An 18,868-nucleotide genomic window follows, 5' to 3' on the forward strand; every position below is an offset into this window, starting at 1 on the left:
CTCCCCAACGGACCTGATTTCGCAAAAAAGGTACGGTATTTCTTCGCTAAGCCATTGAAAATGCGTGGTGATCCCGACAGGAATCGAACCTGTGACCTACAGATTAGGAATTTCACGGCACGAGTTGCGCGACGTTTCGGCCTCTTTCCGTGTGTATCCACAAACCATTGATGTCAATTCCATTTCACGGTATGTTCTTTCTTCCTGTTTCCTGGGGTTTGCCGTTTTGGTGACGCCCCGGTGACGACCCCAGATCGAAATGGCCGTTTCGGTGATCAAGAGCAAACTTAAACTTACAAAGCGAACGGTCGATGCCGCCTCGCCTCGCGATGTCCGGTATGTGCTGTTCGATGCCGACATCAAGGGGTTTGGTCTGCGCGTTTTTCCGTCTGGGCAAAAGTCCTGGGTGTTCGAATACAAAGTTGACGGCGGTGGCAGGAAGGCCAGCACCAAGCGTGTCACGATCGGCAGAGCGGATGAGTTCACTCCTGACCAGGCCCGCAAGATTGCGGACAAGCTGCGCTCGCAAGCCAAACTAGGGCAGGACCCGCAAGCCGCGAAAATTGACCACCGCCAAGCCGCTACGGTGGCGGAGGTAATTTCCGACTTTATCGATAAGCATGTGACGGCGAAGAAAAAGGCCAGCACCAAGGATCTCTACGAAGACATCTTGAACCGCATCGTAAAGCCGGCGCTCGGTTCCAAGAAAGCAAAGGAACTCACACGTTCCGATTTGGCCAAGTTGCATCTCACGTGGAGCCACACACCATTCCAGGCAAACCGTATGGTCGCGGTGGTAGGGTCGATGTACGCTTTCGCGGGAAAGCACGGCTTAGTGCCTGAAGGCTACAACCCCGCAAAGGGCATTGAGAAATATTCGGAAGCCTCACGCGAACGTCTTCTATCTGGTGACGAGATGGAGCGCCTCGGGGAGGCAATCCGGGTAGCGGAGACAGTGGGCATTTCGTGGGAAATCGATCCCACGAAGAAGTCCAAGCACGTGCCGAAGAAAAAACGCGAAACCATCATAGGGGCTCACGCGGCGGCGGCCGTGCGCCTTCTTATCTTCACCGGAGCCCGGCTGGGTGAAATCCTGAATCTGGAATGGTCACAAGTTGACCTCGATCGCGGCCTGTTGCTGTTGGCGGATTCCAAGACTGGCAAAAAGACGATTGTGCTGAACGCGCCCGCAATGGTCGTCCTATCCAGTCTCATGCGTGTCGGGCGGTACGTCATTGCCGGTGACGCGGCTGGAACTGAAGACGAGAAGCCACGGTCCGACCTGAAACGTCCGTGGGCGATGATTACTCGGCATGCAGACCTGACGGATCTCCGGCTACATGATCTGCGGCACAATTTTGCCAGCTTCGGTGCCGGCGGCGGAATGGGTCTCCCCATAATCGGAAAACTGTTGGGTCATACCCAGGCCGCGACGACGCAGCGCTATGCTCATCTCGATGCCGATCCGTTGCGACGCGCGTCAAATACAATCGGCGCGTCCATCGCCGCTGCCATGGGTGAGGGCGCGGCGCCGGCGAACAACGTCATACCAATACGCGCCGACAAGGCGTGAAATGAACCCGCAGGGATAGGACGGCCATCCGACAAGCCGGTTAGCACCATCGGTTTCCCTGCGGCCCTCACGGTGCAATCGCAAAGGTGCAGCGATGCAGGAGCGTATCCAATTTTGGGGCAATTCGGCACTTTGGCCTAACAACGTCCCCGGCTATGTATTCGCTGCGCGCGCCGTTCACGAGGTGGGCAAAGTAATACACGGGGATGCTTGGACTGGTACCGAGCCAACGACCGCAAATCCCCTAGATTTGCGTAGAACCGTTCTGCCCAACGGCAGCACCTTTGCACCTTCACAAGCAGTCGCTTCGAGAACAGTTAAGGAGACGATCAACGCGCTGCTGCGGAAATTCCGACCGGAGTTTGAAAGGAAGCCCGTCGTATATGGGCCTCACGGCCCTGAGCCGCTGAGTTTCTCCACGGAAGAGTGGCAAGTCGGGATAGAACTCGCCGAAGCGGCCAACCAGAAATTGGTGAGCGCCCAAAAACGTCTCAACGACGCCATTGCTTCAATCATATCGGCATGCGCGGAAGGGCACCTAATTTCTGCGCTACGTCCTAAAGCGGGGGGCCGAATTGGAGATCCTCTTCCCAATTACGTCTGGCATACAGAACATGCCGCTAACCGATTCTTTTGGTGTCAAATGAGTCCGAACAATCCGTTTGGCTATAGCGTTGTTGGTGGTGACGGGCACCAATATATCTTTTTCAGTAGGGATAGCCTCGACGGTTATTCACGATTACTTGCGGATGCCTCAAGGCCGGAACCCGACAGAACCACTAAGACGGACTATAAGACAGAAAAACTGATTGCTTGGGCCACTGAGCTGTTCAACTCGGTTGAAAACAATCAACGCCGGATCTTCACCCAGGCGGAATTTGAAGCCATGGCGCGACAAGAGTTTCCTGGCGTTTCGATTCCAAAGTTAAGAAAAGAGGTATGGTCGGGTCGCCCGGCGTTGTTTCCGCGTAAAGCGGCAAAGGGCGCATAGCCGTCCGCCACCCTTCCGCCACCCTTCCGCCGTCTCACTCCAGCATCCGCCACCAATTGAGTGGCGTAAATAGCCATCATCAATGAATCCGTTCACTTTCAGAGTGTTAGCCGCTCTTTCGCGGCGTTGCACGGAGAAAGAAATGGACGCCTCGAACACCCAAGACAGCCGTAAGATGCTACGCACCGATGGTGCAGCGCTTCACGTCGGTCTCTCAGTCTCAACCCTCGAAAAGCTTCGACTGACCGGGGATGGACCCGAGTACATCAAGCTCGGCCGCACGGTGGTCTATAGCCCCTCCGACCTAGATTCCTGGATGCAGGGCCACCGCCGCAAATCAACTTCCGTAGCAGCATAGGAGGGCAATCCAATGACCCTCCAAATGGAAACGGCCAGCCCTGGCAGGCTGACCGGTCCCGTAGATAGAATTGCTGTCGCGGCATCCTTCTATCAAAATCAAACCTATCCGGCAATCGAGATCGATGACGGCTCTTACGCCGTCGCCAAGATCTCAAGCCGTTTTCAGGTTCCTCCGGCCACCGCTTTCGAGGTCTGCCGCCTGGCAGGGTTGGTGCGCTGATGGCTAGGAAAACAAGCATTGCCGAATATCGGAAAAGAATGCCGGCACTCACTGCCGAGCGTGCCCGCGAATTGCTGATCTACGATCCCGAAACCGGCGCCCTCAACTGGCGGGTGGCCAGGGGATGCCGTAGTGGCGCGCTCGCGGGCACTCGCACGAGTGAAGGCTACACCCAAGTTGAGATCGATTATCGGCTGTACAGGGCGCACCGCGTCATCTGGCTGATGATGACGGGCAAATGGCCGAAGCATCTTGTCGACCACCGAAACGGCATGCGAGCCGACAATCGGTGGAAAAATCTCCGCGAAGCCACCCCCTTGCAAAATGCCAGGAATCGCAAGCCGGGGAAATCCAACACGAGTGGCACGGTTGGCGTGTCCTTTATCGCCAGCCGAAATAAATGGCAGGCGTTTATCGGTCTCGACAACCAGATCGTTAAACTCGGCCACTTCCGGGACAAGACCGAGGCGATATCAGCTCGGCGAGAAGCAGAACGCCACCACTATGGCGAATTCGCCGCTGCGCCTTCGTGCGAGGGGGCAGTCTGATGAGCGCCCGCACCTTCACCAAAGTTGCGCCGGCCGTTTGGCGGTCCCGCCGTTTCATCGGCCTGCCTGACGAAGCCAAGGTCGGCTTCCTCTACCTGCTGAGCAATGCACATGTCACGAGCGCGGGTGTTTACGAACTCCCGCGCGGCTATGCCTGCGCCGATTTGTGCTGGACAGATGCAGCATACGCCAGCGTTCTCAGGGAACTCATCGAGGTAGGGCTAATCGACCATGATCCCGATGGCGACGTGATCCTGATAGAGCGGTGGTTTCGACATAACCCGCCGGCAAACGATGACCATGCCACCGGCACGCGCCGCCGGCTCCAGGCGATCGAAAGCGACAATCTACGAGAGAAGGCGGTGGCCGCGTTCGATGAGGCCAACGATGCCAGGATTCTACGTGAGGCGCAGAAGGCTGCGGATAAGGCCGCCAAGGCCGCCGGCAACTCAAAGTCGGTCTCCCAGATCATCGGCGACACGTCGCGGCTGATGGGCACCCGACTGATGCGAGGTGGCCAATGAGACCGTGTGGACACCGTGTCGTGACAGTGTGTGGACAGTCTGTAGGGGTGGTTTCACACCGTGTGACACCGTGTGCACATACCAAGACCAAGACCAAGACCTTAGACCGAGACCTTAGACCGGAGGAAATCGCGAAAGCCGAGAGCGTCACCAGCGTCGAAGGGCTTAGGAGAGAAGAAGAGCCAGGACCGAACGTTAGCGTTTCAATCTTCGAGGCCTCGGCCAATCGGATAGCTTCTGTTTCAGAAATTGCCACCGACGACCTTACAGCCAAACTAGCCGCCGAGTGGCTTGCTGCGGGAAACGCCGATAGTGCTGCGGCTGTATTGCCTCAGTTGCGGGACCGGTTTTGCCTTTCAGCGATCGAGGCGATCGAGGCTTGCCGTCAAGCGGCCATTATCCGGGCGGGGGCCTATCGATGAACAGCGTTCCCAAGCCCAAAGCTGTTCTGATGCGTCGCGACGAGATTTTCTCCGTAAGCCAGGCGGCCCATTACGCCAAGCGAACGGAGAAGACAATTCGAGGATGGGTGAAGAACGATGGCATAGGCAGACAAGCGAAAAAGGGAGGGCCGATAGAGATCAGCCGGATCGCCCTGCTGATGGTGCTGCAAAACGACGAAGTCGCCCTTGAACTCCTCCGCAATGGGGAACGCAGTCACCCTGACGTGTTGCGCTACATCCGCGAGATTGGCGTCCCCGAATAGATCAGAGAGGTACACACAAGGGCACACGTTTCCAATCCTCAAGGGCCTTCCAGCGTGGTCTAATTTCCCTGTCTGATAACAGGGAGCGCTGCTCGCCAAAATGAATGTCATTTCTGAAAGCAGATCGCGGCCCGTAGCCGATGAAATCGTCCCCGTTGCCCTCAATGGCGGCCGGGTTACGTCTGGCTTCAGGGAAGCTCTTTTCGATGCCGCCGCCAGACGTGGCATATCCGTAAATGAGCTAGTTTTGCGCGCTACAGCGGAGAAGCTCCGCGACGCGGGCGGCCATTTCAGCGGCGTGTTCCATCCCGGCGACATGGCGGCACGCTGACCAATGGGCCAGTCTCAGCCGATAAACGGATTCCCTGTGCTGAAAGAGGCGGGCAATTCGTCGACCAAGGATGCCGCCATCCTGGAGCGCTTGCGCATCGCACAGGCCCGAGCCTTCGAGCTATCGGGTGAGGACGAGCACGATTTTTTGAATTGGCTTGCGGCCTGGAGCCTTGAACAGGACCCCGTCGCCTATGCCTTCGACTTGCTCGGGCAGCAGGATCGGCAGCGCTACTTCGATTCGCTCTCGGCTGCCGAAAAGACGCGCCTAGTTGCCTCGCTTAATACCGCGCACAAACTGGGGATCTGCTCGCCCCCCGGCTGGAGGGTTTCAGAATGACGGGTCAATTCTCCGAAGTCGGAAACTTTGTGGCGCGTGGCGCTGGCAAGGTAAATCCGGCTTTGATCGATATCCTGAAAGAGGCAGCCGCCCGCACGGGTATGCAGGTGGAAGCCTATTCCGGCTATCGTCCGGGAGATCCGCGTTTTCATGGCAAGGGCGAAGCGACCGATATCAGGATCATTGGCCCTGACGGCAAGCCGCTGCCCAATTATCAGACGCCAGCTACATTCCAGACCTATGAGCAGCTTGCACAGGCCGCGCGCCAGGTTCAACAGGAGAAATATCCCGAACTGGCGGATCAATTCCGTTGGGGCGGCTATTTCGGCGGGGGCAAGGGCAAATATGGGTCCATGGACCTCATGCATTTCGACCTTGGCGGCGGAAACGGCCTCGGAATGGCTGGCGGATCTTGGGACAAGGGCCTGACCGATAAGCAAGCCGCGCTTTATCAGATGGCCAACCACAAGCCGCAAGGCCTCGAAAATCTTACGGTACCTGCGGATCAGCGGTCAACTGCGCTGGCGCTTGCAAGCCAGGGCGCTACATCGCCGGCAGTCGGCGCCGTGAACAAGTTGGCTCAAGGTGAGCCTGCCAACCCGGTCCAGAGCGTCAACTATGTCCCGCCGCCCTTCAGCGGTCAGCAAGCCAATTTCCAGCCGCTCCTAGGTGATCAGCAGCCCGCACCGCAGGCATCAGCCCCGGCAGCACCGCAAGCCGCTTCTGTGCCGCCTGTGGCCGCGCCAGACGCTGATCCGCTTGCTGCCTTCGGAATTAAACTGGATGACAACGCGGTAGCGCCACAACCGCAAGCGCCCGCGTCGCAGGAAGTCGACCCCCTCAAGGCGTTCGGCATCAATTTGGATGACGCTGCTGCTGCTGAACCCGCCGCTGCCGTAGCCGCTACACCCGCCGAGTCGTCTGGGTCAATCGGGCAGACCATTGGCGGCGCGATAGACAAGGGTATTGGCCTCGCCGACAAATACGGCAGTCCAGTTGTGTCGATGGGGAACAACCTCATCCGCCAGGTCGGCACGGGCGTGCCTATCATCGGCGGTGCGCTGAACAGCATGGATGCCGCGACCAACGCCGCGATTGCCCCTGCGATCAATCCGTTGTTGCCGGATTCGTGGAAGCTTCAGGGCGGCACGTTCGGCGAGCGCTATCAGAATTCGCTCAATCAGCAGAATGGACAGGATCAGCAGTTTCAGGCGGCACATCCGGTGCTTTCGACTGGCGCTCAACTTGCTGGCGGTATTGGTGCGATGGGCGGGGCAGCGGCGGCTTTTCCTGCTCTCGGCACCGCGCTTGGTATGTCTGGCAGCATTGGCGCGCGCACGGCTCTTGGTGCTGCGTCTGGTGCCGTCATTGGTGGCGGCGACGCGGGGGTTCGGTCTGGTGGCGATCCTGAAGCTATAAAGCGCGGCGCGGCGACTGGCCTGCTTTTCGGAGGCGCAATGCCTATCGCAGGGAAGGCTATTGGCGCGGGCGTCAACAAGCTCATCGGCGGCGGGAGTGTCCCGCAGCGCGTTGCCCAGCTCGCTCAACTCGCCAAAAACAAATTCGGCATTGATATCGGCCCCGGACAGCTTTCGACCAACCCGACGATCAAGTTTCTGGATAGCGTTGTGAACCGCCTGCCGTTTAGTGGCGGCACAGCGGCAAAGGAAGCGCAGCAGACGGCTTTCAACAGCGCCGTGGCCAATTCCTTCGGCGAGACCGCGAAGGCCGTTACGCCGGAAGTCATCGACGCTGCGAAAAGCCGCATCGGCAGTGTTTTCGACAGTGTGGCCACGCGCACGCCAACCATCAAGGCGGATGGTCAGCTTCAGACCGATATCCTGAAGATTTATAACGAGGCCCAGCAGACGCTTCAGCCGTCCGAAGTCACTCCGCTCCGCAACCAGCTTCTCGCGCTCGTCAAGCAGTACAAGGACGGCGGCAATGCGATCGACGGCAAGACTTATCAGGCGATCACCCGCAAAGGCGCCCCCCTCGATCGCCTGATCAATTCCGCAGACCCGAACGTCAGCTATTCTGCGAGCCAGATCAGGGAGGCCATTGACGGCACCTTAGAGCGCTCGGCGCCCGCCGATGTTCTGTCGGATCTACGCACAGCACGCTCGCAATGGAAGGCGCTGAAAACAGTCGAGCCGCTTGCCACCAAATCCACGACCGGTGACATCTCGCCTGCGCTTCTGATGACCCAGGCTGCGAAATCCTATGGCAATGCGGCCTATGGCAAAGGTGCCGATCTCGTTGACCTCGGGCGCATTGGTCAGCAGTTCCTGAAGGAAGCCCCTTCCAGCGGTACGGCTGAACGCTCGATGTTGCTAAATAACCCTCTGCTAAGTGGCGCCGGCGCTTGGGGCTTGGCAACTAACCCCGCTGCGATCCCGTACGCAATTGGTGGTGCCGTCGCCAGCGGAATTGCATCGCGCGGCCTTGGGACGGTTCTGCGCAGCCCATACCTCGGCAACAAGATGGTTCAAAACGCGCTTGGGACGGGCGCCCCTGATTTGGGGAATTACCTGCTCAGGTCAGTGCCGCAGGGTGTTGCGGTGCCCCAGGTAAATCAGCGCCAGCCCTTGGAACTAACGGTCAGGCCGAACAAACTGCTGCAACAGTGACTACCGGCGCGCGCGTCTATCGATGCGCTCGTTTATCCAGAACAGAAGAGCGCAGATCATAAATCCGACCGCCGCGCCATATCCGAAATCCCGGCTGATACCGGTAACCAAAAAAACGACGATGAAATACACCCCGATCATGCCGGCGGTGCAAAGCGCATAAGCTAGGGCGCGGCGCATCAATTGATCTTGAAAACGGCTGGAGTGTTAGCGACACCCACGGGATGCCATTCCCATGCGAAGCCGCCTTGTTGGTCAGAAGACCCTAAAACATAAGTTATGCCCGTGCATTGATTGAGTAGCAGGACGGCATTGGCACTGGTCGCGACTTGCGGACGGCTTATCGTCCAACAAGATTGCGTCGGTAGGGACTGATCTTCAGCTAGTCCAGAAGTGGGAAACCATCCGAAAAAAACTGCCAGAAGAATTTTGCGCATGCCGCGCATTTAATACGAAACCCGCAATTTCACAAGATTGAGACGAACCGAAGGAGGCCTTTGCAAACTGGCTCATTCATCATTGTAAATGAGCAATTCGACTTCCTGCTGGAAAGCACCAATAATTTCTACGCGTCCAGCAACAGTGGCACTAACTAGAAGCAACAGCCGGCGACGAGTTTTTATCCTTCCAGAGGCTAAACGCGGGCACAGAGGTTCACACAAGTATACACGCTTCCAATCCTCAAAAGCTCGTGCGCGTGGTCCATTGGTCCTGACTAATAACAGGAGCCTAGTGCGCCAAAAATGCCCGATATTGCAGACGTAGCCTGGTCCGAGCGCGACGACCGAAACAGTGAGCCTGTTCCTGCCGGTTGGCCGCAAGGCAGCATGCCCGCGTATGTAGACCAGACGGGCCGCATGATGATGGGCGCAACCAAGCGCTTCTGGAACAAGATCAACCCGGTCTATGCGACCACGGGATCTGGCGATAATTACGTTGTCCAGACCGAAGTCGGCGTTGACCAGATCAATCTCTATGAACTCCTCACTGTTCGCATTGATCGTTCGAACGTCGGCACCACGCCTACTCTGCAATTCGGCAGCACCAATCCACGCACGATCGTCAAGGCTGGTGGGTCCGGCTATGTGCCACTCGCGGCTGGCGATCTGTTTGCCGGGAATGATCACTCCTTCTGGTACAACGGCGCGTTCTACATCCTATCTGACCCGGCAATCATCGTTGGTGGCACTGTACAGCCCTATTCGCCAAACCTGACGGCTTGGTCTGCCGTCAATCCGTCGAGCTATTCCACGACTGCCCAGATATCCGCCGCGTACCAGCCCCTCGACAGCGATCTCACCTCGTGGGCCAGCGTCACTCGGGCCACAGGTTTCGATACCTTCGCGGCGGCTCCGTCCTCGGCCAATTTCCTTTCGCTGCTGACGACGAAGACGGGCACGGGCAGCAGCGTCTTCAATACCAACGCGGTGATGTCGGGCACGTTTACGCTCGGCCAAGATCCAGTCGGGTCTCTTGAAGCCGCGACGAAACAATACGTTGATAACGTGGCCGCCGGACTTGATGTGAAGCCAAGCGCGCGTCTCGCGACCACGGCCAACATTACGCTTTCCGCGACGCAAACCATTGATGGCGTCAGTGCCATCGCCGGTGACCGGGTACTGGTCAAAACCCAGACCACTACATCGCAGAATGGCATTTACGTGGTGGCTGCTGGCACATGGACGCGCGCCAGCGACATGGATTCGTGGACTGAGGTTCCCGGCGCGAACGTGTGGGTCGAGGAAGGTACGTCAAACGCTGATACCGCTTGGGTCTGCACCTCGAATGCAGGCGGTACGATCGGTACTACTGCGATCACCTGGACCCAGTTTGGCGGCAGTGGAACATATCAGCCGGCCAGTGCCAATTTGACATCATGGGCCGCTATCACCCGCGCTGCGGCCGTCGACACGTTTGCGAATACCGGCGTGCTTCCTCTGGCCAACCTCGCACTTGGTACTAGCGGCTTTGCGCTTATGGGCAATGGCGCTTCAGCATCAAGCTATCAAGGCTTTATGCAGCCTGTCGGCTCCAGCCCGACCACAAGGACGTGGCAAAGCAAGACTTCCGACTTTGTATCAATTGTTGATTATGGCGCCATCGGTGATGGGAATATCTCGAATGCCTCGATCAACGCTACGGCACTCACCAACGCCCTGGCAACTGGCAAGCAAGTATGGATACCGTGGACCGCCGCCGGTTACCATTTTGGGACAAACCAGATCCCGGTGGGCACAGGACAGGTGATCTTGGGAGAGAGCCAAGTACTCCTCCTGTCGACTGCGACGACGTCACTTTTCCGGCTTACTGGCTTCGACCTCACCAGCGGCATCCACAACGTCAGCATCGATATGACCGGTTCCGGGGCATCTTCTACGGCCATACGGTTCGGCACCAACTCTGGCACCCCTGTATATCGAGTCCGCTTCTCAAAGCTTCGCTTCGCCAACTGCGTGGAAGCGATCGGCGACGAAGTGCACGCTACGAACTATGTCGTTGATGTCATCATCGATGATTGCATGGCGTGGAAGACGCGCGGGCGCCAGATGTATATTCGCCGGTCGCGGGGGTTCTTCCTGATCAGGTCGACTAATGTGGATTTTACGCAGGACAGCGCCCCTGTAGCTTGGGAAGGTATCCGCCTAGAGGACTTCGCGGGGCTGGAACTGGAGCGCGTCGATGTGGTGGGCTGGGGAACCGGCACCCGCGCCTATAACGGTTCTCTGTACGGCATTGTTATCAACAATGGCCAGGCGCTTTGGCTCACGCGGGTGTTCGTAGACAGTTATCTGGGCGTGGGCATTTTCATCAACGCCGCTTCCTATATGTTCTCGAACTACCTTGAGACATCGCTTTGCAACGGCTTGGGCATCCTATTGACGACTGTGTCAAAGGGGGTTTTTGCCAATACCCTCATAAACGGAAACACGGGCGTTACCGGCGCGGCGGCGGGCGCTCAGGGACTCTATCTCGACACCTGCACAGACCTGACCTTTGGAACGACGCTGGCTTATAACATGACGGGATCTGTTATCGCCGCCGTGAATGCCAACAATCGGATCACCTTTACTGGCACCGTGACGAATACGAACGGCTTCGGCCTGGCCATCCAAGGCACCTCCGCTAATGTGAAATTCCTTGGGGGCAGCATGAATGGCAACACGACCGCTGTTTCAAACACCGCCTCCGGTGCAGGCAACGTGATCAAGGATATCACTGGCTACAATCCAGTCGGCGCCGCCTCAGTCACCACCAGTGCCAGCCCGTACACCTACACTGCTGGGGCTTCTCCTGAGACGCTGTACTTCAGCGCTTCGACCGGTATTTCAGCGATTACGCAAAGTGGTGGCACGTCGATCTTGCCGGCGGCGTTGGCCGCGAATGTCCCCATGACAGTTGACCTCGATCCGGGGCAGGCGGTGGTGATTACCTACACCGGGACACTCGCAGCCAAGAAGATGGTGCACTAGCAAATTGATGACATCACATCAAAATGCGAATACGCCTCATGTTCTGAAAGCATCACTGATGGGTAAGGTTCATAATCTCAAAGTGACCACCAGCGTGGTGAAGGCCTACGAGCCGACACCCCGCGAAGAGGCAGCGCTGTCCTCCTTAAGACGGCGCAAAGAAGCCACCCGCAAGGCGCCTTACCTCAAAACCGAGGCTGTTGAGTGCGGAGATACTGTCCAGGCTCGTGTCCAGCCCGATCATGCAGACCGAGGCGTTGCCTATGATCTGATGATGGAGGCGTTCGCGGTAACTGAATTCCCCTTACTTGAAGGGCTCCTGAAGGACCTTGCCGGGTTGGCGCAAACCGGCAGCGCCGTCGATGCGAACTCAATGAACTATGCCGTATCGATCGCCCGTGGAATCAACCCGCAAGACCCGACCGAAGCTCTGATCGCATCACAGATGGCGGCCATCCATATGTCCATGATGAGGTTTGCAAATCTCGTGGCGACCTTGCCCGCGAACAGCTCGAACAACAGTCACCTGGAGGCTTACGAGCGAAGCATGAATAGGCTCGCCAGGACATTTGCCGCCCAGGTAGAGGCGTTGAAGCGGTATCGTAGCAAGGGCGAGCAGAGGGTTATCGTGAAGCACGTCACGGTGCAGGAAGGCGGCCAGGCCATCGTTGGTAACGTCGCCCACGGGGGTGGGGTGGGCCAAAAAAATGACCAGTAACCCCATGGACAAGGCACATGCGGCACCGAGGTGCCAGGCCCGCAGCAAACGAACTGGAGTTGGCTGCAAGGCGCCGGCAAAACGCGGGCACAGGGTATGCCGGTTTCACGGGGCAGGCGGCGGAGCGCCAAGAGGACCAGCGCATGGGCTGTATAAGCACGGACGTTTCACATGCGAGGCTTTGGCTAACAGACGTATCATCGCCGCCCTGTTGGCTAGCGCAAACGAAACGATTCGTAACGTTACCGAGGCGCAGCCGTGATCATCGACACTAGTACCCTGCCAGTCAAGAAGACGGTGCACTACGCCGGCAAAGCCTTGAAATGGAAGTCCGCTTCTGGCACGGCACTATCATGGAAAATACAGGGGCGGACCGAGTTCAATTCGCGAACACTTTGCGCGGAATTGCATCCGTCTCCGTATTGATCTCTCATTACACGGGAGCCTTCTGGTTAGATAATCGCGACAGCGTTGCCAACCTCATACATGCTCCGGCGCTGCCCTTGGATAAATTTGCCTTTCCGACGTATCTGAGCTGGCTTCATACGACTGTCCCGCAATTCAGTTGGGGGGCATTCGGAGTTGCTCTGTTCTTTCTGGTTAGCGGCTTTGTCATCCCGTTTTCGCTTCGAAACGCCACATGGCCGGCCTTTGTCGTTGGACGCTTCTTTCGCATCGTGCCGCTCTACATGGTTGGGTTCTCCGTCACTCTCGCTGCAATCTGGTTGGTAGGGCGCTATTTCGATGTGCCGTGGCCGTTCGGCCTTCGGGATGTCGCCATTCACTACGTGCCTGGCTTGCGCGATCTTCTTTGGTTGCCGAGCATCGACGGCATTGTCTGGACGCTTGAAATCGAGGTGAAATTTTACGCGCTATGTGCCTTGGCGATCGTGCTGCTTCGGCGACGCTCGCCGTGGGTTTTTGTGGTTCCTGTTGTGGTGGCAGTGCTGGATCTTTGGGGCAGCAGGCATATGGCAGATTTGGCGCTTGGTCCGCCATCGATCTACCGGATGAGCCTGGCATTCTCGTATTCCGCGCCGTTTCTTATCTTCATGTTCATTGGGGTAGCCTTTTATTATCTGAGGGAGAAGGCGATCCATGGCGAGGCGGCAGTGCTGGGGGCTGCGGCTCTGTTCCTGCTCTTTGCCACCATTCTCGACGCTGGGTTCTTACCGATGCTCTGGAGTTATGGGTTCGCTGTCATCGTATTCGCGAGCGCTGCAACCTTTCCTCGAGTGTTTCGGTCTACGCGAATAGGCGACTTCTTCGCGGACATCAGCTATCCGCTTTATGTCATCCATGGCGTTGCCGGATACGCCGCTCTGCGAGTGCTGCTAGATCTCGGTGCCAAGGCCTGGGTCAGCCTAGCCATCGTCACCGCAGGCGCTATCGCTTTGGCTTGGTTGCTGCACATCACGGTTGAGATACCCAGCCACAACCTGGGCAAGCGGCTGGCTTCTTCGTTGCGAACGAGGCACCCGCCAGAACCTGTCCCCGCTGAGTGACCAGTGCGGCCTAGACGCCAGAATTGATTCGCGATATTGCCAATACATGGGTGGGACTTCTTACAGGAACGGTACGCTGGACGGTCTTCGCGGCATAGCTGCCGTGTCGGTCATCTTCTACCACTCCATTTTGCTTGATCCTCGACTGGCGAGTGTCCTAAACCCTGCGCAGAATTTAGAACCAGTTGATATCCCTGCGAAACTTGCCCTTTCCATCTTCAGCGGCGCCAACGCAGTTCTTATTTTCTTCGTCCTCAGCGGGTTGGTATTGCGCGTATCGGCGGATCGGCTTCACGACGGCATCTGGATGGACTCGGCCAACTTCGCCATCAAGAGACTTTGTCGGTTATATCCGGCCATCTTCTTCGCCTTGGCATTTTGTTTTCTCACGTCCTGGGTAGCTATTAGCCTAGGCAGCACGTTGCCACATTTCATCAACGCTACCGATTTGTCTAAGCTGACGAGCAATGCGATCTTCCTGGATGCCAAGGTCAATGGCGCAACCTGGACGTTGCAAACTGAGGTCGTTGCAATTCCCTTCCTGTTCGCCGCTTTCATGGTGAGCAGGAAACTGGGGCTCGCGGGCTCGCTCCTGTGTCTCTGCTATGGGCTCTATGCTCTGTGGCATCCGTCACTGGTGTTCAACCTGACACCCCTAAGGGGACCTTTCGTAGCGTTTATGGCCGGTGTTGTGATTGCTGACCCAAGGCTTTCTCGGCCTTTCTTCTTAGTCGGCGGCGCCTGGCTGTCGGCGACGGTCCTTGCGCTTGTTGCGTTGAAGATGTTTATCCCGCCGGCACCGCTCGAAGGCTACGTGCTGAATGTCCTCCTCTGCACGGTTCTGGTTGGCGGATGCTATCGATCCGCCGGCACGACAGGGATCGTGGGGATGCTGAATACCGCGCCAGCGCTATATCTGGGCAAGATCAGCTACAGCCTCTACCTGCTGAACGTTCCCATAATATGGGTGTTCATCGGATTGCGGCCTGCCTTGGGCCTGATGAGCATCGGCCCTTTATGGGGAGGGATCGCCGTAGGCATTCTCGTGACGCTTTGCACGATACCGGTGGCCCACTTCTCTGAAGCTGTGATCGAGCAGGGCAGCATCTGGATTGGACGGCAGCTTTCGATCAAGCCAAGACGTAGGATTGAGCCGGCACCCGCCGAAATGACATTGGCGGCTGCTCCTGCCTAAGTCTCATGCCGGGAACTATATTCGTCATTCGTCATCTCACGATATCCTGCTCAAGATTCCTGCGCAGCCGCCAAATCTGCGGGAGCCGAAGCCAAAAGAGCGGCTAACATGATCGTGCGAAAGCGACACTCCCCTTGTCAATCGACCGACACGGCGCCCCAGCGATTATCGCCGCTGCATCTGCAATGCCGTTGGCGACCACGGTCCTTTCGACGCAGCTCCTAGCCATTCGAGCACGTCAGTGTGACTTGCTTCATCCCTCCCCAAGGCGCGGACACAATCGCGTACGAGACGACAATGTGCAAGGCACCTCACAGGCTTTCACTGATGGGTCACTTGAGGCGCAGTATTGGTCGTATCGCGCGCAAAGCTTACCCCCCGCAAGCATTTCGGGCCATCGGTGGAAAAGCAGGAAGGCCTGTCGCGGTCCATGGCTTCGCAATGCATGGCGCTGGTCACAGGGAAGCGCCAGGACGCGCGTCAGGCTTCGGCGGCGTAGGACAGCGGCCAAGGGTGAAAGCGCGCTGGCAACGTCTTACCAGCTCCGTTCGTCCTGTGCCTTATGGTCGATGGCTCGCTGCATAGCTTCCTCCCGCCCGCATGAATACTTCTGTGAATAATGGGCAATCAGAGACTCGCGTCGATCTTCCGACGTGATCGCGAACACGGTTCGAAAACGCTTGTTTGTTGAGGGAGCCTTATTGACGCGGCCTGATTTGAAGACCGCCACGATAAAGCTTGCTACCGATGCCGCTGCGAGTGCCGCAATAAGAATGGTCATGGCAATGATCAGATTCCGTGCAAACGCACCCCTCAATGCGATCATTAGCTGACACTAACATGCAGGAACCAACTAAGGTGTTAATGCGCAAGAGACGTTCCGGCAATGCGACGGCTGGGTATCGCATGCCTTGCGTCTTTGTGCCCAGCCACCTTGGGCACTCAGTCTCATTTAAGGGGCTGCTAATGTCCGATAGAATGCCTTCAGAACGGGTTTTGCTAGTTCCCGTGTGGCCGGTGCAGTTGGTTGGGGTACTGCGCCGGCCTATTCGGAAGCGACTGGGTAGCGGTCTTGATTTGTTCCGGCCCCTGCAACTAGCCGCAATCGCGCAGTAGCGGAATGGGGCAATAAGCCTCCTAGTTTTCACTTTCCGTTCTCGGCGCAACCAATTCCTGCCAGCTGACGTTGGGTCACTCGGAAGGGAACATCCAAAATGATTCAAATCGTAACGCCGCCGCCGAGCGGGGTTCCATGGCTTCCTGTAGTGCAACGCCTCGTGGCCGAAACTGGCATTACAGAAGCACAAGCTATGGAGCTTATCGCCTTTTTAGGGCTCAACTGGTCATCCCTTGTGCGAGAGGCGCGACTGTTGAGCCCGGGGCAGCATTAGAGCACCGCACGTAGCCCTAAGGCACCCGTTCTCCGCGCGGGCATTGGAACCGAATCGGGGTTCGCAGCTTCTTAGCGCTCCCGAAGCATGCATAAGGCGCGCCTAATGTTCAGAGATAAGGAAACCCAGATTTTAGAGGCGGCGCTGTTCGTCGCGATCCCGGTTTCCATCCTGATCGCGGTGGTGATGGTCAGCGTAACGTTCGGGTGGTTTGGATGAGCAAGCGCGGCACAGATTTCTTGTACAAATGGATTTCGGCCAATGCTCCCGAGACTGTCGGCGCCGACGTGCTATCGGTTGCCGAATTGACGCAGAAGTTATTCGCCGATGCCAAGGCAATAGGCATCAGCAGCACCGAGATCGAGGAAGACACTGGCAGTGTTTATGAAACGATCCTAGACGCGATTGTGCATTACGAGCCGGGCTTGCCCGAATAGCCCTTGCCACCGAGATACATACGAGGAATAAATTCCTTCATTGCGGCGAACCCTTCACCGGAGAATCGCCATGTCTCTCAAGACCCTCGCCGACACCCTTGCCGAGCGCCAAACCGTCTACGTTAATTGCGGGCACCCGATGTGCTGCAAGTCGACCAAGCTTGACGTCCAGGCGCTGATAGACCGCCTCGGGCCTGACCACGGCTCGATGCACCAGGATCTTGTCGGACTGTTCGTCTGCTCGCACTGCAAAGCAGCCGGCCGTGAGCGGCGCCCGGTGTTCTTCACCTTCATTCCCGACTACGACGGCCAAAATCGGGAGCGGAATCGCGACTGGAAGCCTACCTTTGGCTGAGTTGCGGAACATTAGCTGTTTCGAATAGTTGAAGCTGCTCGGATGCCGCTGCTTGGCATTCGAGCAAGCTGGTGCGGTAGCATCAGTTGGCCCGCGTCATTGGCCCTCACCAGTGGCGTGGGCTTTTCTTAGACTAGGGGAACGGATGACCGACAAGCCGGCCACAACCTACATCGTCAGCGTGTTCGAAAAGCCGAACTGGCGCACGATAGTGACCACGAAAGACAAGGCCGAAGCAGCGGCGGCTAAGCAGGCAATGCTCCAGGATGGCGTGAAGGCCCGTGTCGAGCAGATCACTCCGAAGCCGAAGAAGCGGTAAAAGCTCGGCGCAGTCGGCGACATAATCTGTGATAGATTGGCGAGCTTTGAAGGTCTCGGGCTGCGTGCGTGAGCAGCAGGACGACAAACAGAACCACCACTGCAGATGCGAACCCGGTAACGAGAGCCATGTGCGCAAACGTCGCTGACGTCTGGATGTTCCTTGAAAATGGCCGGCGCCGAGTTGGGATCTGGGTGGCTTTGGGGATGACGCCGGCCATGCATCAGGGCGGCGGGACGACTGGGGACTTCAGTCTTAGTTGAGCAAGCGCTAATATGCCTATAGCTTGGGCATTTGCGGGCCAATAACCCCGAACCACACCCACCCGCAAATGGCCCGGCGTGCCGATGTCCACCCGACTTTGAGGCGTGCCGGGCCATTTCCAATTGGGGCGGTGGCTCGGCCCATAGTGGGAGGAAAGCCCATGTCGACGCCGTACAATTTTTCGCAAGGCGATGCGCCGATCGAGCTTCAGACATCGTTCTGGAACAGATGGAATGCCGACCATCGCGAGAACCAGATGAACGAAATTAGCGCTCGTCAGGCGGAAGTCATTTTGGGATGGCTTGAAGATATTGGTCGAAGAAATCTTGATATTCTTGACGTTGGCTGCGGCTCCGGGTGGTTTGCTCCAGGGCTAAGTCGATACGGTGTAGTGACGGCGACTGATCTTTCTGACGAAGTACTAAACCGCGCGGCGAGGCGTTGGCCTCAGGCGAATTTCATCGCAGGTGACTTCATGGCCCTTGATCTTGGCATTTCGACATTCGATGTAATCGTATCGCTTGAGGTTTTGCCGCATGTCTTCGATCAAAAAGCCTTCATCCAGAAACTCTCCACCCATCTGCGGCCCGGCGGCCTTCTGATGCTGGCGACGCAAAACCGCTATGTTCTCGAAAAGTATAATTCTGTCTCTCCGCCTGCCCCTGGTCAGCTACGTCGCTGGGTATACAAGCAAGAACTGGCCAATTTGCTCGCGCCTGAATTTGAGTCATTGGAATTGTTCACAGTTTCACCGATTGCGCGAGTAGGGATCATGCGATGGGTAAACTCCCGGAAGCTTAATGCTCCGATACGCGCAATTTTCGGCAGCCGCGTTGAAAGAATGAAGGAGCGCGCGGGACTTGGATGGACACTGATGTCCCTCTCGAAAAAGGCGCGCTAGCCGTGCACACAGGCGCGCAGTTGAGCGCAAACGCAAGCCGGCTCCCCGGAGGGAGTGCTTGACGATTTCAGCGAACAGAGGGCGCTGTTGC

The 18,868-nt window shown here is 57.4% G+C and carries 19 protein-coding genes; 17 read left to right on the forward strand and 2 right to left on the reverse strand.

From position 1 onward, the window contains the following. Positions 1-259: 259 nt before the first annotated feature. From HGP13_RS07430 to HGP13_RS07470, 9 genes are all read left to right on the forward strand, one after another. Positions 260-1,573: a tyrosine-type recombinase/integrase gene (locus HGP13_RS07430; RefSeq protein WP_172223379.1), complete on the forward strand. Its 1,314-nt coding sequence runs from the start codon at positions 260-262 to the stop codon at positions 1,571-1,573. Between the two features lie 94 nt (positions 1,574-1,667). After that, entirely contained in the window at positions 1,668-2,564 is an 897-nt protein-coding gene (locus HGP13_RS07435) for a hypothetical protein (protein WP_172223382.1), read from the forward strand. Positions 2,565-2,739: 175 nt separating this feature from the next. Then, entirely contained in the window at positions 2,740-2,922 is a 183-nt protein-coding gene (locus HGP13_RS07440) for a helix-turn-helix domain-containing protein (RefSeq protein WP_246707432.1), read from the forward strand. 12 nt (positions 2,923-2,934) lie between these two features. Beyond that, the gene (locus HGP13_RS07445; RefSeq protein ID WP_172223388.1) at positions 2,935-3,144 is read left to right on the forward strand and encodes a hypothetical protein; all 210 of its coding nucleotides are present in this window, start codon (positions 2,935-2,937) and stop codon (positions 3,142-3,144) included. Then, complete coding sequence (locus HGP13_RS07450) at positions 3,144-3,692, forward strand: HNH endonuclease signature motif containing protein (protein ID WP_172223391.1); 549 nt, start codon at positions 3,144-3,146, stop codon at positions 3,690-3,692. The genes HGP13_RS07445 and HGP13_RS07450 overlap by 1 nt, the downstream gene beginning before the upstream one ends. Beyond that, positions 3,692-4,216, forward strand: coding sequence for a hypothetical protein (locus tag HGP13_RS07455; RefSeq protein ID WP_172223394.1), 525 nt, complete (start codon positions 3,692-3,694; stop codon positions 4,214-4,216). Before HGP13_RS07450 ends, HGP13_RS07455 begins: the two co-directional genes overlap by 1 nt. A gap of 418 nt (positions 4,217-4,634) precedes the next feature. Continuing rightward, the gene (locus tag HGP13_RS07460; protein WP_172223397.1) at positions 4,635-4,922 is read left to right on the forward strand and encodes a hypothetical protein; all 288 of its coding nucleotides are present in this window, start codon (positions 4,635-4,637) and stop codon (positions 4,920-4,922) included. A gap of 367 nt (positions 4,923-5,289) precedes the next feature. After that, entirely contained in the window at positions 5,290-5,592 is a 303-nt protein-coding gene (locus tag HGP13_RS07465; protein WP_172223400.1) for a hypothetical protein, read from the forward strand. Next, positions 5,589-8,222, forward strand: a complete 2,634-nt coding sequence (locus HGP13_RS07470) for a hypothetical protein (protein WP_172223403.1) — start codon at positions 5,589-5,591, stop codon at positions 8,220-8,222. Before HGP13_RS07465 ends, HGP13_RS07470 begins: the two co-directional genes overlap by 4 nt. Here HGP13_RS07470 and HGP13_RS07475 read toward each other — a convergent pair whose 3' ends face one another. Then, the gene (locus HGP13_RS07475) at positions 8,223-8,402 is read right to left on the reverse strand and encodes a hypothetical protein (RefSeq protein WP_172223406.1); all 180 of its coding nucleotides are present in this window, start codon (positions 8,400-8,402) and stop codon (positions 8,223-8,225) included. Positions 8,403-8,965: 563 nt separating this feature from the next. Between HGP13_RS07475 and HGP13_RS07480 the strand changes: the two genes are divergently transcribed. The 4 genes from HGP13_RS07480 (at position 8,966) to HGP13_RS07495 (ending at position 15,110) form a co-directional block, all read left to right on the forward strand. Further along, positions 8,966-11,692, forward strand: a complete 2,727-nt coding sequence (locus HGP13_RS07480; protein WP_172223408.1) for a hypothetical protein — start codon at positions 8,966-8,968, stop codon at positions 11,690-11,692. Positions 11,693-11,750: 58 nt separating this feature from the next. Beyond that, positions 11,751-12,410, forward strand: coding sequence for a hypothetical protein (locus HGP13_RS07485; protein WP_172223410.1), 660 nt, complete (start codon positions 11,751-11,753; stop codon positions 12,408-12,410). 323 nt (positions 12,411-12,733) lie between these two features. Further along, complete coding sequence (locus HGP13_RS07490; RefSeq protein WP_210266346.1) at positions 12,734-13,915, forward strand: acyltransferase; 1,182 nt, start codon at positions 12,734-12,736, stop codon at positions 13,913-13,915. Between the two features lie 46 nt (positions 13,916-13,961). Further along, on the forward strand, positions 13,962-15,110 hold the full coding sequence (locus tag HGP13_RS07495) for an acyltransferase (RefSeq protein ID WP_281410989.1): 1,149 nt from the start codon (positions 13,962-13,964) through the stop codon (positions 15,108-15,110). Between the two features lie 535 nt (positions 15,111-15,645). Here HGP13_RS07495 and HGP13_RS07500 read toward each other — a convergent pair. Continuing rightward, a complete protein-coding gene (locus tag HGP13_RS07500; protein WP_172223415.1) occupies positions 15,646-15,891 on the reverse strand; it encodes a hypothetical protein in 246 nt (81 codons plus the stop codon). A gap of 825 nt (positions 15,892-16,716) precedes the next feature. On the opposite strand from HGP13_RS07500, the gene HGP13_RS07505 reads away from it, so the two are divergent. From HGP13_RS07505 to HGP13_RS07520, 4 genes are all read left to right on the forward strand, one after another. Beyond that, positions 16,717-16,938, forward strand: a complete 222-nt coding sequence (locus tag HGP13_RS07505; protein WP_172223417.1) for a DUF768 domain-containing protein — start codon at positions 16,717-16,719, stop codon at positions 16,936-16,938. 70 nt (positions 16,939-17,008) lie between these two features. Further along, positions 17,009-17,293 (forward strand): hypothetical protein, encoded by a 285-nt coding sequence (locus tag HGP13_RS07510; RefSeq protein ID WP_172223419.1) that lies wholly within the window; start codon positions 17,009-17,011, stop codon positions 17,291-17,293. Positions 17,294-17,438: 145 nt separating this feature from the next. Continuing rightward, positions 17,439-17,612: a hypothetical protein gene (locus tag HGP13_RS07515; protein WP_172223421.1), complete on the forward strand. Its 174-nt coding sequence runs from the start codon at positions 17,439-17,441 to the stop codon at positions 17,610-17,612. A 424-nt stretch (positions 17,613-18,036) separates the two neighbouring features. Further along, positions 18,037-18,777 carry a class I SAM-dependent methyltransferase gene (locus HGP13_RS07520; RefSeq protein ID WP_172223423.1) on the forward strand — a complete coding sequence of 247 codons (741 nt, stop codon included), beginning with the start codon at positions 18,037-18,039 and terminating at the stop codon, positions 18,775-18,777. Positions 18,778-18,868 lie beyond the last annotated feature (91 nt).

The organism is Mesorhizobium sp. NZP2077 (assembly GCF_013170805.1).
In the GTDB taxonomy this organism is placed as follows: domain Bacteria; phylum Pseudomonadota; class Alphaproteobacteria; order Rhizobiales; family Rhizobiaceae; genus Mesorhizobium.